The following is a 14158-nucleotide window of genomic DNA, read 5'->3' on the forward strand; positions in this document are numbered from 1 at the left end:
TCTAGTAAGAGCTAATAACAACGTTGTTATTAGCTTTTTGTAATTATGAATAAGGAGAATAATTTAAGTGAGTCAAACAGAACATTTCTATCAAGTGGATCTTAGTTGGTTAGCAGGAAAAGAGGGTCAACTAAGTTCTGGTACTTTACCGCCAATTATGGCTTCCTCTCCACCTGAATTTAACGGTAAAGACGGGATTTGGACACCAGAACATCTTTTTTTAGCATCAATTAATTCCTGTTTTATGCTAACTTTTCTAGCAATTGCAGAAATTTCAAAACTAGAATTTATTAGTTTTAATTGTCAAGCAAATGGAAAGCTAGAAAGACCTGCTGGAGCTAAAACTTTTGAATTTACAGAAGTAACACTTACTCCAAAAGTAGTATTAAAAAATATTGAGGATAAAACAAAAACTGAGAAGATTTTAGAAAAATCAGAGAGAAATTGCTTTATTTCTAATTCAATTAAATGTGCTATTAAACTTGTTGCAGAAATTTCTGCTGGAAATTAATCAAGAGTTTATTTTTGAGCTAACTAAAAACTACCTTTTTCTAAGTTTTTAGTTAGCTCAAGTTTATTTTTGTTTTAATAAAAGTTTAGCTACAGGATAAGAGAATCCTTTAACTACATCATCTAAAACTAAAGTGTCTGATTCTGTTAGGGTTATGTCATTAGAATTAGGGCGAAAAACATTAATAGCTTGTTTATTTGGATTAATTGTAATAACAACTAAAACACCAAAATCAAGCCAAGCCTTAACTTTTCTTTGCACTTTTTTTGGATAATCATCAGGTGAAGTAACTTCAACAACTAAATCTGGTGCAACTGTAGAATATTTATCAACTAACTCTTCTTCTTTAAGACGACTTTTCCTAGTAAAACTAACGTCAGGTGCTATTACAGTGTCAGGATTGGATTTGAGTTTATAACCTGTTTCTGCACCACAAACTATACCCAAATCATTTTCATAAACATAGTAACCAAAATAACTTGTAAATCTGCCAATAGCAGCACCATGTTTTTCACCTGCTGGGGACATTTGTTTAAGTTCTCCTTCGATTAATTCATATCTAAACCCATCTCCATGAAGTTTTAACAATTCATCTGCTGTCATTAAAGTTTTTACTGTTGACATAAAATCCCCTTTTTTAGAGCTAATATTAGGGTTAAGAAAAGTTAGTTTATTTTTCACTTAAGCCATCAATTAATGGATAAAGTTCTTTGTCTTCGGTTTCAATTCTTGTTAAAAGAGCATTTAATATTTCATTTGTATCTTTAATAAAATCTGTTAAGTTGTTTTTAATCTTTGTTTTATCTAGCCAGTTTTCCATATAAAAATTAAATTTAGGTAAAAGTCCACCAATATCATGTTTATATTTTGTGGCTAGGCTACTAATAGTGCTATCACTAGAGATCATTAGCCGAGGGTATATTTCTCTATCTTCTAATCCTACGTGTTCACGCACTTTTCCAGCTAAGATTCTTAAAGAAATGCTAATATCATCTATATTTTGAGAATCTTTATTAATTGAATTAAGTATTTTTGTAGCCATATCTATAACAATTCTATGTTGGTGTTTAAGTGTTTCTATAATTTGCGGATTTACAATTGACATAGCCCCTCCCATTTATAAAACTTAAAAGATTATTTCTAATAATTAGCTTGGAAGTAATATTAAATAATAAATCTATTAAATAAAACCCTACTAAATAGAAAGTGTGCTTAATTTTAGCTATTTAGTAAACTAGTAGAAAGGAAAAGTAATGAAGCGACATAAAAGCCTTGTTTCGCTCTCACGAGAGCATCATCTTGCACTAGTCCAAGCCTATAATTTACGTTATTTAGGAAGTGAAAAGATAACTTTACCCACTCAAGAAGTTGTGGAAAAATTCCTTTCTTTTTGGGAAGAAGAACTTGTAAAACATTTTCGTAAAGAGGAAGAAATTTTACTTCCTAAGCTAGCAAGATATTCTAAAGATCATATTGGGGAAATTACTCAACTACTTCTAGAACATTTAGACTTAAGATGTCGCTTAGATGAGTTAAAATCTTGTGTTCGAGAAAATCAATTGCCAAGCCTTAGAACACTTAATGAGTTTGGAGAACAACTTTATAAGCATATTAGGTTTGAAGAAGACAAGTTTTTTGCTTTAGTAGAAGAAAATCTACCAGAATCAGAACTAAAACAACTTTTAGAATTATTGGAGAATAATTAACTTCCTTGTCAAAAGAAAATCAAAACACTACACAACCTATTGAAAAACCATCTTCTCAAACGTCGTCTAGGAAAGATTCAAGTGCAGGTGCTTTGCTAGTGGCACTAGGAATATTTTTAAGCCGAATTGCTGGACTAATTAGGGAAAGAATTTTTGCTTCTTATTTTGGTAATTCTGATGCTGGGGATGCTTTTAAGTCAGCGCAAAAAATTCCTAATTTTCTACAAAATCTTTTTGGTGAAGGCGTTCTTTCAGCTTCTTTTATCCCAGTTTATTCTGGGTTGCTAGCTAAAGAGCAGGAGGAAGAAGCTAACCGTTTAGCTGGGGTTGTTGCCTCTTTATTAACCTTAATAACAACTATTTTGGTACTTTTAGGCGTTTATTTTACACCTTTGCTAATAGATTTGATTTCACCAGGTTTTGAAGGTGCTAAAAGGTTATTAACCATTCGACTTGTACAAATTTTCTTTCCTGGTACAGGACTACTAGTTTTATCTGCCTGGTGTTTAGGTGTACTTAATAGCCATCGTAAATTTTTTCTCTCCTATGTTGCTCCTGTTGTTTGGAATGCTGCACAAATTGCCGCACTACTTGCTTTTGGTGGCTCTACTGCTATAGACGACCTAGCAATAAAAGTTGGTTGGGCCTTAGTTGTAGGCAGTGCATTACAATTTATTATTCAACTTCCAGTAGTCTTTCGTCTGATAAAACGATTACATTTAGGGGTAAATTTTCGTCTAGATTCTGTTCGAGAAGTGATTAAAAACTTTTTTCCTGTTGTAATTGCTCGTGGAGTTGTTCAAATTAGCGGTTACACAGATAATTTATTAGCTAGCTTACTTCCTCCAGGTGCAGTTTCATCAATAACTTATGCACAAATACTTTACACATTACTAGTAAGTTTATTTGGAATGTCGGTATCTGCGGCAGAACTTCCAGCAATGTCTAGTGCTATTGGCACAACTGAAGAAATAGCAGAAATCTTAAGAAAGAAACTTAACAACGGCTTACAGCAAATAGCTTTTTTTGTTATCCCTTCGGCTATGGCTTTTTTAGCTTTAGGGGATGTTGTTGTTGCTACGATCTATCAAACAGGAAAATTTTCTGTGTCTGATACAAAATATGTTTGGACAGTGCTAGCAGCTTTTGCTGTAGGGTTATTAGCTGCTACGCTTGGGCGACTTTATTCATCAACCTTTTATGCTCTACACGACACCCGAACACCATTAAAATTTGCTATTATTCGTATTAGCATGTCAATTTTACTAGGCATAATTTTTGCGTTAAAAGTACCAGGTTGGTTAAAAGTAGATGATTCTTGGGGAACGGTTGGAATTGCTCTAGCAGCAGGAATTAGCGGATGGTTAGAACTATTTTTGCTACGTCAAAATTTAACTAAACGAATTGGAAAAACAGCTTTAGGTTGGGCAAATGGTGCTAAACTATGGTCTTCAGCCGCTTTTGCTGCACTAGTAGCTTTAGGTGTAAAGTTTTTTATAGGCTCTCAACACCCAATAATAACAGGAATTTTAGTTTTAGCTCCTTATGGAGTAACTTATTTTGTGCTAACTACAATTTTTGGTATAGCTCAAACTCGTAGCGTCCTTAAACGAGTTGAACGCTTTTTGCCTAGCAAACTAAAACGCTTTTTACCTAAAAATTAAGTAGGTTAATCTAATAGTGGTATATAAAACAAATAATAAATTCTAGGCTATAATTAAGCTGTATCTTCTTTGCTGATCGATGTTTATCTGCTATTATTGGACGCATGAGAGAACAAGCTATTGAGAAATATCACATTATTGATGAACCATTTTATTTACCTGTTAAAAACGAAGTAGAAATATTTACTGCTGCTTATCAAGCTAAATTGCCTATACTCTTAAAAGGCCCAACAGGATGTGGAAAAACCCGCTTTATTCAATATATGGCTTGGAAGTTGTCACGTCCTTTAGTTACGGTTGCTTGTCATGAAGATTTGTCGGCTACGGACTTAGTTGGACGTTTTCTTTTAGAGGGTGAAACAACGGTTTGGCACGATGGGCCACTTTCTACAGCAGTAAAACACGGTGCAATTTGTTATTTAGATGAAGTTGTTGAAGCTCGTAAAGATACTATTGTACTTATCCATCCGCTTACAGATGATCGACGCATTTTGCCTGTAGAAAAACGTTCTGTAATTTTAACGGCTCCTGATGAATTTTCTTTAGTAGTTTCCTATAATCCAGGTTATCAAAGTGTATTAAAAGACCTAAAACAATCTACTAGACAACGTTTTGTAAGTATTGAATTTGATTATCCACCTGCAAACATAGAGATGGAAATTGTTGCCCGCGAAGGTGGAGTTGATGAACAAACAGCCCGCGACCTTGTTAAAATAGGCGAAAAGGTGCGTAATCTTAAAGGTCATGGACTAGAAGAAGGTATTTCTACAAGACTACTAATTTATGCTGCTCAGCTTATTAGCCGAGGAATAAGCGCGGAAGTTGCTTGTGAAGTAGCGATAGTTAGTCCAATTACTGATGACAAAGAGTTACAACGAAGTATTCAAGAAATTGTTACAACAGTAATTTAGAAAAATAGTAATATTATTATTAGGAAATAGCCTAAAAGACTTATTGTTAGCAAAATAAATTAAAATTACGAGGCAGAAAGTAAATGGTTGGAGGCATTATTGTTACACATGGCCGTTTGGCTATAGAGTTGGTGACAGCAGCAGAAATGATTGTTGGCGAAATCAAACATATTATTGCTGTTTCTATTGGATGGAATGATGAATTAGAGCAAGGATTAAAGGAAATTGAACAAGCAATAAAAAAAGTAAATCAAGGTAGCGGGGTTTTAATTCTTACAGATATGTTTGGAGGCACACCTACTAATGTTGCTATGACTTTTTCCCAACCTGGTAAAGTAGAAATAATTACAGGTGTAAACTTACCTATGATAATAAAATTAGCTAGTCAGCAAAAAGATGAAAGCTTAAGCATATTAGCTGGAAAAGTAAGAGAACAGGGACAGAAAAATATTTATATTGCTAGTGAAGTAATGGCACCAAAACGCTAAATAAAGTAAAAAAAGGAAATGTAATAAGATTTAGCTATGCAACAAAGACATGTTACGGTAATTAATCGTCTAGGATTACATGCTCGTGCTTCAGCACGATTAGTTAATTTAGCTAATCAATATAAAGCAGAAGTTAAGCTTGCACGAGCAGATAATCAACAATCAGTTGACGGTAAATCTATTTTAGGTGTATTACTACTAGCAGCATCTAAAGGGACAGAATTAATTATCTCTGCCGAGGGCGAAGACGAGGAGCGAGTTTTACGCGCACTTTGTGACCTAATTAATAATAAATTTGGGGAAGAAGGGGATGTCTTCTAGCGCAAGAGAATTTTCTAAGGAAATTACCTTACATGGACTAGCTATTAGTCCAGGGATTTCTATTGGCACAATACTATATTTGGACTCTCAAGGACACCAGGCCCTACTTCAACATATTGAGCCAGCACAGGTTAATAAAGAAATCCGTCGGTTAAACCGTGCTGTTATAATTGCCCGCCAACAGTTAAATGAACTAAAAGCGAGAATGGAAAGGGAGTTAGGCAGTCAACACGCCTATATTTTAGATGCTCATCTTTTAATGCTAGAAGATAAAGCATTATTCAAAGACATAAAAAAAACCATTACAGAACAGTTTGTTAATGCTGAATGGGCAGTTAAAGTAGTCTTAGATCGCTTTCTAGCTGCTTATGCTTCTATTTCTGACCGTTATTTGCGCCAACGTGGTAGTGATATTGAGGATGTAGCCCGTCGTCTAACAGATGCTTTGTTAGGCAAACGCAATAGTTACCGCCTGCCTCTTAACTCTATTGTTATTGGGGAAGACTTACCTGCTAGCGTACTAGCAGAACTTGATATGCGCCATATTATTGCAATGGTGACACATGCAGGAAGTTGGGCTTCACATACAGCAATTATTGCTCGTAGTTTGCGAATACCTGCTATTGTTGGAGTAGATTTTTCCGAACATGGTCAAATAACAGGCCACACAGCTATTGTTGATGGCGGCGCAGGGCTAATAATTCTTGACCCTACAGAAGCAACAATAAAACGCTATCGTGCTTTTCAAGAACAAAAACGACGAAATTTCAACACTTTACTTGCTCAATCTCGTCGACCAGCAATTACCGCTGATGGGGAAGAAATAACCATTAGGGCTAATGTTGAGTTACTTTCTGAACTAGATGCAGTAAAACGCTATGGAGCGCAAGGAATTGGCCTATTTCGTTCAGAGTTTATTTTTACAAATATGCTTCCTCAAGCAGGCTCGGAAGATGGTCAATACCAAATTTATCAACGTTTAGCTGAATCAACGGCAGAAAATGGGGTGACAATCCGAACTTTTGATCTTAGTGAAGATAAAGTGTCGATGTCGCTAACTGGAATAGAATCTGAAATTAACCCAGCATTGGGACTTCGAGGTATTCGCCTAGCACTAAAAAACCAACCAATGTTTCGCACTCAAATTCGTGCGATTTTGCGAGCCTCACAACGTAAAAATGTACAAATAATTTTACCAATGGTGACATCTACTAGTGAAGTTCGGTATGCTCGTAAAATTATTAATGAAGTAATAGCAGAGCTTACAGACAAAGGTGTTGAAGTTGACCAAAATATTAAATTAGGTGTAACTATAGAAGTTCCATCAGCAGTAATGATTATTGATCAACTTGCCCAAGAAGCTGACTTTTTAAGCTTAGGCACTAATGATTTAATTCAATATCTATTAGCAATAGATCGTAATAATAAACAAGTAGCTTATCTTTACCAGCCTTTACATCCTGCTGTACTTCAATCATTGATGTGGGTGGCAAAAGTTGCACAAGCACGTAAGGTTTTGCTAGATGTTTGCGGTGAAATGGCCTCAAACCCAATCTATGTAGTAGTTTTATTAGGCTTAGGAATTAAACATTTAAGCATGACACCTGCTGCAATTCCCTTAATTAAAGATGCTATAAAAGCTATTAGACTTAGCGATGCGCAAGAAATTTTTGAAAAAGCTTTGCAAATGTCATTAGCTCAAGAAATAGAAGAATATATTTGTGAAGAACTTGCTCGCCGATTCCCTTCTTTTTATGCAAATCTAAAGTAATTTTACTAGTAAACAAAATTACTTTTTTTCCAGGAAAATTTATTTCCAAGTCCGATTACGGCCAGTAAAAAATAAATTAATAATCTATACTGCTTCCATAAGTAAAGAGGCAGGAAATAAAGTTATGGAAATGAATTTTGATGGTTATTACAAAGCTGTATTAACGCATGACAGCCGTTTTGATGGAATATTTTTTGTTGGTGTATCAAGCACAAAAATTTATTGTCGCAGAGTCTGCACAGCGAAAACTCCACAAGCGCAAAACTGCACATTTTTTCCTAGTGCAGCAGCGGCTGAAAAAGCAGGCTATCGGCCTTGTTTGCGTTGTCGCCCAGAGTTAGCACCGGGAAAGGCTCATGTTGATGCTATCAATCGACTAGCTAGCATGATTGCTAGTCGCATTGAAGATGGTGAACTTGTAGAAAAACCTTTAGATGAATTGGCTATGGAAATGGGCATTAGCCTTAGACATCTGCGACGTGTTGTAAAAAGTGAATTTGGAGTTTCTCCAATTGAATTAGCTCAGACACAACGTCTTTTGTTTGCTAAACGTTTGTTGACTGATACTAATTTATCGATCACAGAAATAGCTTTTGCTAGTGGTTTTAATAGCCTTCGACGTTTTAACACTCTTTTTAAGGAAAAATATAATCTTAATCCAACTAACTTACGTAAAAATAGGTCAGATCAAATTGACAATGAAATATTAGTTTGTGAGTTAGCTTATCGTCCCCCGTTTAACTGGAAAGCATTGCTTAAATTCCTTTCCGAACGGTCTTTAAGCGGGATTGAATTAATAGAAAATAACTCTTATTTAAGAACAGTTGCTTATAAAAAATATCGTGGCTGGATTAAGGTTGAACCTGTTGAAAATGAGTTTGTGCTTTTAGTTTCACTTTCAACTTCACTTGCTCCAGTATTATTACAAGTGCTTGCACGTGTTAAAAGGCTTTTTGATCTAGGTACTGAACCACAACAAATAGCGGCCCATTTAGGCGAGGTTGCTAAAGATCCTGGGCTACGTGTACCAGGGGCTTTTGATGGTTTTGAAATAGCGGTACGAGGGATTTTAGGGCAGCAAGTAAGTGTAAAGGCTGCCACAACACTAGCTAGAAGATTTGTTAATACTTTTGGCGAAAAGCTAGAAACCTCATTTGAGCATCTTACTCACTTATCACCAACTCCAAACAAAATTGCAAGTCTTCAAGTAACAGAACTTACAAACCTAGGCATAATTGCTTCACGAGCAAATGCTATTTTGGCACTTGCTCAAGCCATAGTAAAAAAAGAAATTATCCTAGAGCCAGGAGTAAATATTGCTAATACTATAACTGAATTAAAAAAATTGCCAGGCATAGGAGAATGGACTGCACAATATATTGCAATGAGGGTGCTTAATTGGCCTGATGCTTTTCTTCATACGGATTTAGGGATTTATAAAGCTCTTAATGAACGCAACCCCAAGCGAGTTTTAGAACTTTCTGAAAAATGGAAACCTTGGCGTGCTTATGCTGCAATACATCTTTGGCATTCACTTGTTTAAGCTAGAAAGGAAAAATATGAATTACTACAGTTATTTTAATAGTCCGATAGGAAAAATTTTGCTTACTTCTGATGGAAATTCTTTAACAGGTTTATATATGGAATCTTACAATGCTGATCCAACCAGTCTTGAATGGGTAGCAAATGACAGCATTGAGCCATTTCCTAAAGTTGTGGAGCAGCTTACAGCATATTTTGAAGGTAAGTTAACAGAATTTGATCTACCAATTTTAATGTTAGGGACAAAATTTCAACAACAAGTTTGGCAAGAATTAACAAAAATTCCTTATGGCAAAACGATTTCTTATAAAGAACTAGCTATTCGTATAGGGAATATTAAAGCTGTTCGTGCCGTAGGTTTAGCTAATGGACGTAATCCAATTTCTATAATAGTTCCTTGTCATCGTGTTATTGGTGCAAATGGTAGTCTTACGGGTTATGGTGGTGGACTACCAAGAAAAAAAGCATTACTTGATTTGGAAAATTCAAGACAAAAAGCTTTATGGTAAACCTAGATTAGTTTTAGGGCTAATTAGGAAAATTTTCCGAAAATAAATGATAGAATTTTTGTAATTTTTGCGCGTCATCTAGTAAATACCAAGAATTTTGTCTAAAAGGTCTGAAAAAGTTTATGAATAAAAAGCTTTTTTTTATTTCTCTACTGCTAATAACATCATTTATTTCTTTAGCTTCCAGCGATTTTTCTTTGACTACGAATACTAAAAACTTCTTTACTTCAAAAGCTGCCGAAAACCCCTTTCGTATAAAACAGCGTAATCCTGTAGTTAACGAAGGAAATCGTATTATTTTAACTACTGTAGATAATGATGGTAATAATGCTAGTGAAGGTACTACTTGGCAATCAGGTAGTCCAGATATTGCTCAAGTAAATCCGACTACAGGAGAAGTTTTTGGTATAAAGTCTGGTTTTGCTACTATAACAGCACAGCGCGGGGGCGCAACTTCTTCAGTATTTGTTGCAGTAGCAAAAATAAAAAAAGTAAAAGGTGCTAAAGTTCCTGGTGACACTAAACTTGATTCACAGGGCGGAGTTTATATTTCCAACCCACTACAAAATGTTATTTTAAGGGCTGATGATGCCTTAACTGCACCGCTAGAATTATATGCTGGTAAACCTCGTGTAGCAGGAAATCTTAATGGTTTAACTAAAGAAGCTTTATTTGCCGGGCCAACCGCTATTGGTATAGATAATAATGCTAATGGTGGAATTTATATTGCAGATACTCTTAATCATAGCGTTCGCAGAATAGCTTTTAATAAACAAGTAGAAACAATTTTAGGCAAAGGTTCACCTGGACTACCAATGTTTGATGCTAATGGTGCAACTAGTTTTGATGATGTGTTGCTTAGTAGTCCAAGGGGAGTTGTTACTGATGGTGGGGGTAATCTCTACATTGCTGATACGGATAACCATGCAATTTATTTTGCTGATTTTGCTAGACGAAAGCTTTTTTTAGTTGCTGGTGAGCCGGGTCAAATTGGGTTAAATGATGGCGTTGGGCGTAGTGCAAAATTTCATCGTCCATCAGGCATTGCACTTAATAATAATGGACAGATACTTGTTGTTGCCGATCAAGATAATAACCGAGTACGTTTAATTGAACTTACTCGTAGCCAAGAAGGTGCTTTTACTGGAGTGGTTTCTACTTTAGGCGTAGCAAGTGGCAGCCAAACAAGTAATTTATCTGCTGAATCAACCGAAGGATTTCTTTTTGATACTCCACAATCTGTTAGCACTGATGGATTAGGTAATATTTATGTAGTTGATAAAAAAAGTGTTCAAATAGTCGTCTCTGGTTCAACTGAAGCTATTCAACTTGCACAGCCTGAAGTTTCATTTCAACAACCTATTAGCGTTACTATAAAAGGCTCAGAAGCTTTTGTTTTAGATAGTGGGGCTAATGAAACAGAAGCATTAAGCATTGTTTCTGTTGCTGCCCCAGAAATTCAATCAGTTAGTCCATCTCAAATTAATTTAAGTGAAGATATGGAAGTTACAATAACTGGCAAAAACTTTGCTCCAGAAAGCCAAGTGGTTTTAGGTGGAAAAGCTATTACAAATGTTCAAGTTATTAGTGCTACTGAAATTCGCTTTCGTGCAGTTGCACAAGATATACCTGGTAAATTAACACTTTCTGTTTTAACTCGTGGAGGACTCGCACAACGTCCATTAGATATAACATCTAAACCAGTATCTATGTTGGCTGTTGGTGAAATTACTACAATTGCTGGTGGTCAGATCTTTACTGGCGATGGAGGTTTAGCTATTACAAGTAACCTAATTGCACCAAAAGGAGTAGTGTCAGATAGCAATGGCAATTTATTTATTTTTGAATCTACAAGCATTCGTCGAGTAGATAAACAAACAAGTGTAATTACTACAATTGCTGGTAGCGGTTCATCTGTAGAAGATGGTGTTTTAGCTACTACATCTCAACTCCTTCCATTTAGTATAGTTGTTGATAAATCAGGCAATTTACTAGTAGCAGATTTTTTAACACAAAGTGTAAGGAAAATAGACAGTGTAACTAATGTCATTACAACAATTGCTGGTGCAAAAGGAAGGCGTTTTAGTGGCGATGGAGGCCCAGCCATACAAGCAGGATTTAATGATCTCAAAGATCTAGCTTTTGACAATGATGGGAATTTATTAGTTTTAGAAGAAACTCGTCTACGTCGTATTGATAGCATGGGAATAATTACAACAATTGCTGGAAATGGCTCAAATAAATTTAGTGGTGATGGTGGCCCAGCTAGTGTAGCAGGTTTTGGGACTGCTGTAGATGTGGATGTAGATAACAATAGCAATATTTTTATTACAGAAACAACTAGTGGACGTGTTAGACAAATTAACTCTTCTGGAATTATTAACACTATAGCTGGTAATGGTGTTAAGAATTTCAATAAACGAAATGGTAAATTAGCTACTAAAGTAGGGTTAAATTCTCCTAGATCTGCAATAACTACTAATGATGGTAAGCTTTTTATATTGGATGGAGGGCCACTTATAAAATTAGAGGATGGTAGCAAAAAAGCTTTAGGAGCAATCTCACAAGTTGATTTAAATACAGGTATTATTAGAAATATAGACATTAAACTTAGTAATTTTCCTATCCTGAGTAATGTCAACTTATCAGGAATTTTAAGTTTAGATGGTGTAGGCAATTTATTTTTTATAGGTTCAGAATTTGCTTATCGCCTTAATTTAAGCAGTGGTGAAGCAACTCCGGTTGCTGGTAATAAGAAGTTTAATTTAGTTGGTGATGATATTGCTGCACAATTTGCTTCTATTGGCTCTATTAGGGATATTCTTGTTGCTCCAAATGATGCTGTCTATTTGGCAGATCCTGTCAATGGTTTAGTTAGGAAAATTGATCCAAACACACAAATTATTTCCACTATTCTAGGTAAAGATACTAGTAATACTGTTGATGAAGGTGATGGAGGGCTAGCTATTAACGCTATTGCTGTTCCTGAAGCTTTAGCTATTACTAGTACAAATAAATTATTAATTGCAGATAACCGTTTTGCTGTTAGCAGCCGCATCCGTCAAATTGATCTAAATACAGGCATTATTACTACTATAGCTGGTAAAGGTGGAAAAAAGGATTCTGGCGATAATGCTAATGCCTTACAAGCTAGTATTAGTTCTATCTTTGATATTGCAGTAGATAGCCAAAATAACATTTACATAGTTACATCTACAGGATCTTTACGTAAAATCGATGCAAAAACAAATATTATTACTAGTGTTTCCAGTCAACTTGCTCCATTTACCAAAATAGCTATTGATAAATCAGATAACATTTTACTCGCTGAAGGTAAAGGTATTATCCGAAAACTTGATACAAAAACAGGTAATATAGTTGTTGTTGCTGGTAAGGATTCTAGCGAAATGTCTGGCGATGGTGGGCTGGTGAGCCAAGCAGGGTTAGGTATAGTTAATGGCTTAGACTTTGATTTGGCAGGAAATCTTTTTATTGCAGTAGGAAATAATATTACAGTTTCTGGTGTTTTGTTTGGTGTTAAAGTGCGTCGTATTGATGCTACAACAAATATAATTAATACTGTAGCTGGTAATGGTGAAATCGATATTAAAGGTGATGAAGGGTTAGCTACAAAAGCTGGCCTAGGCTTTGCTTCTAAGATAGCTGTTGATAAAAAAGGTAATTTTTATGTTGTCAAGAATATTGGTTTCTTTGCTTCTGTTAGATTTGTTAAGCTAGCCAATTAGTATATTTTCCTTGAGTGAAACTTAAAACATACCCCTAATAAGGGCATTTTGCCTGCTAGCCTAGAGAATCAAATCTCTAGGCTAAAATTTTTTAAACTCGTTATTGGTAATAAAAAAATGGGCAACCTAAGTGTTTATTAATATAGGGAGGCTATCGACAATTCCAAAGTATCTTGGTAAGATACCATTACATAAGAGCAAGCAAAGATATAGGAAGTTGACACTATGACTGTAGAAGAAATGTTTCAATTACTAATAAACGAAATAAAGGAAATAAAAACAGGCCAAGCCAAGCTAGAGGATAACCAGCTTAAACTAGAAGCTAAAGTTGATGGAGCGATAGCCGATATTGGCAAGCTAGAAACTAAAGTGGATGGAGCGATAGCCGATATTGGCAAGCTAGAAGCTAAAGTGGATGGAGCGATAGCCGATATTGGCAAGCTAGAAGCTAAAGTGGATGGAGCAATAGCAGACATTGGCAAGCTAGAATTGGCAAGCTTGGCAAGCTAGAAGCTAAAGTGGATGGAGCAATAGCAGACATTGGCAAGCTAGAAACTAAAGTGGATGGAGCAATAGCAGACATTGGCAAGCTAGAAACTAAAGTGGATGGAGCGATAGCCGATATTGGCAAGCTAGAAACTAAAGTTGATGGAGCGATAGCCGATATTGGCAAGCTAGAAACTAAAGTTGATGGAGCAATAGCAGACATTGCCCAAATTAAAGAAGATATAGCTGATATTAAATCTGATGTACAATATCTTAAGAATAGTGATGAAATAGACACAATTAGCATAAATGGTGCTTATAATGGTATTAAAGAACTGAACACCAAATTTGATAAGTTTATCATAGAATTTAATCACCAACGTAGATTCACCCAAAAAGCTCTTGGTGATTTGAATAGTGATATTTTATGGTTGGATGAGCGTGTTCAACAATTGGAGCAAGAAAAGAAGGCTAGTTAAGCAAAAATAAGCTCACCAGAACTA

At 35.4% G+C, this 14158-nt stretch carries 14 protein-coding genes; 12 read left to right on the forward strand and 2 right to left on the reverse strand.

Annotated elements, in window-relative coordinates:
* Nucleotides 1-157 precede the first annotated feature (157 nt).
* Nucleotides 158-511 (forward strand): OsmC family protein, encoded by a 354-nt coding sequence (locus IPK14_14740; protein ID MBK7994584.1) that lies wholly within the window; start codon nucleotides 158-160, stop codon nucleotides 509-511.
* Between the two features lie 63 nt (nucleotides 512-574).
* Here IPK14_14740 and IPK14_14745 read toward each other — a convergent pair whose 3' ends face one another.
* Entirely contained in the window at nucleotides 575-1135 is a 561-nt protein-coding gene (locus IPK14_14745; GenBank protein ID MBK7994585.1) for a Uma2 family endonuclease, read from the reverse strand.
* A 46-nt stretch (nucleotides 1136-1181) separates the two neighbouring features.
* Nucleotides 1182-1616 carry a hemerythrin domain-containing protein gene (locus tag IPK14_14750; protein ID MBK7994586.1) on the reverse strand — a complete coding sequence of 145 codons (435 nt, stop codon included), beginning with the start codon at nucleotides 1614-1616 and terminating at the stop codon, nucleotides 1182-1184.
* Between the two features lie 148 nt (nucleotides 1617-1764).
* Here IPK14_14750 and IPK14_14755 point away from each other — a divergent pair, with 148 nt between their 5' ends.
* The 11 genes from IPK14_14755 to IPK14_14805 all read left to right on the forward strand — a co-directional run bounded on the left by IPK14_14755 (nucleotide 1765) and on the right by IPK14_14805 (nucleotide 14134).
* A complete protein-coding gene (locus tag IPK14_14755; GenBank protein MBK7994587.1) occupies nucleotides 1765-2217 on the forward strand; it encodes a hemerythrin domain-containing protein in 453 nt (150 codons plus the stop codon).
* A 92-nt stretch (nucleotides 2218-2309) separates the two neighbouring features.
* The gene (gene murJ, locus IPK14_14760) at nucleotides 2310-3881 is read left to right on the forward strand and encodes a murein biosynthesis integral membrane protein MurJ (GenBank protein MBK7994588.1); all 1572 of its coding nucleotides are present in this window, start codon (nucleotides 2310-2312) and stop codon (nucleotides 3879-3881) included.
* Between the two features lie 104 nt (nucleotides 3882-3985).
* Complete coding sequence (locus IPK14_14765) at nucleotides 3986-4792, forward strand: CbbQ/NirQ/NorQ/GpvN family protein (GenBank protein MBK7994589.1); 807 nt, start codon at nucleotides 3986-3988, stop codon at nucleotides 4790-4792.
* Between the two features lie 83 nt (nucleotides 4793-4875).
* Nucleotides 4876-5280, forward strand: a complete 405-nt coding sequence (locus IPK14_14770) for a PTS sugar transporter subunit IIA (GenBank protein MBK7994590.1) — start codon at nucleotides 4876-4878, stop codon at nucleotides 5278-5280.
* Between the two features lie 36 nt (nucleotides 5281-5316).
* Complete coding sequence (locus IPK14_14775) at nucleotides 5317-5601, forward strand: HPr family phosphocarrier protein (protein ID MBK7994591.1); 285 nt, start codon at nucleotides 5317-5319, stop codon at nucleotides 5599-5601.
* Nucleotides 5591-7372, forward strand: coding sequence for a phosphoenolpyruvate--protein phosphotransferase (gene ptsP, locus IPK14_14780; protein ID MBK7994592.1), 1782 nt, complete (start codon nucleotides 5591-5593; stop codon nucleotides 7370-7372). The genes IPK14_14775 and ptsP overlap by 11 nt, the downstream gene beginning before the upstream one ends.
* 130 nt (nucleotides 7373-7502) lie before the next feature.
* Complete coding sequence (gene alkA, locus IPK14_14785; GenBank protein ID MBK7994593.1) at nucleotides 7503-8915, forward strand: DNA-3-methyladenine glycosylase 2; 1413 nt, start codon at nucleotides 7503-7505, stop codon at nucleotides 8913-8915.
* A 16-nt stretch (nucleotides 8916-8931) separates the two neighbouring features.
* Nucleotides 8932-9423: a methylated-DNA--[protein]-cysteine S-methyltransferase gene (locus IPK14_14790; GenBank protein MBK7994594.1), complete on the forward strand. Its 492-nt coding sequence runs from the start codon at nucleotides 8932-8934 to the stop codon at nucleotides 9421-9423.
* A 122-nt stretch (nucleotides 9424-9545) separates the two neighbouring features.
* Nucleotides 9546-13169: an IPT/TIG domain-containing protein gene (locus tag IPK14_14795; protein ID MBK7994595.1), complete on the forward strand. Its 3624-nt coding sequence runs from the start codon at nucleotides 9546-9548 to the stop codon at nucleotides 13167-13169.
* Between the two features lie 225 nt (nucleotides 13170-13394).
* Nucleotides 13395-13679, forward strand: coding sequence for a hypothetical protein (locus IPK14_14800; GenBank protein MBK7994596.1), 285 nt, complete (start codon nucleotides 13395-13397; stop codon nucleotides 13677-13679).
* 8 nt (nucleotides 13680-13687) lie between these two features.
* A complete protein-coding gene (locus IPK14_14805; GenBank protein ID MBK7994597.1) occupies nucleotides 13688-14134 on the forward strand; it encodes a hypothetical protein in 447 nt (148 codons plus the stop codon).
* Nucleotides 14135-14158: the final 24 nt, after the last annotated feature.

The sequence above is a fragment of the Blastocatellia bacterium genome (assembly GCA_016713405.1).
GTDB lineage: Bacteria > Acidobacteriota > Blastocatellia > Chloracidobacteriales > JADJPF01 > JADJPF01.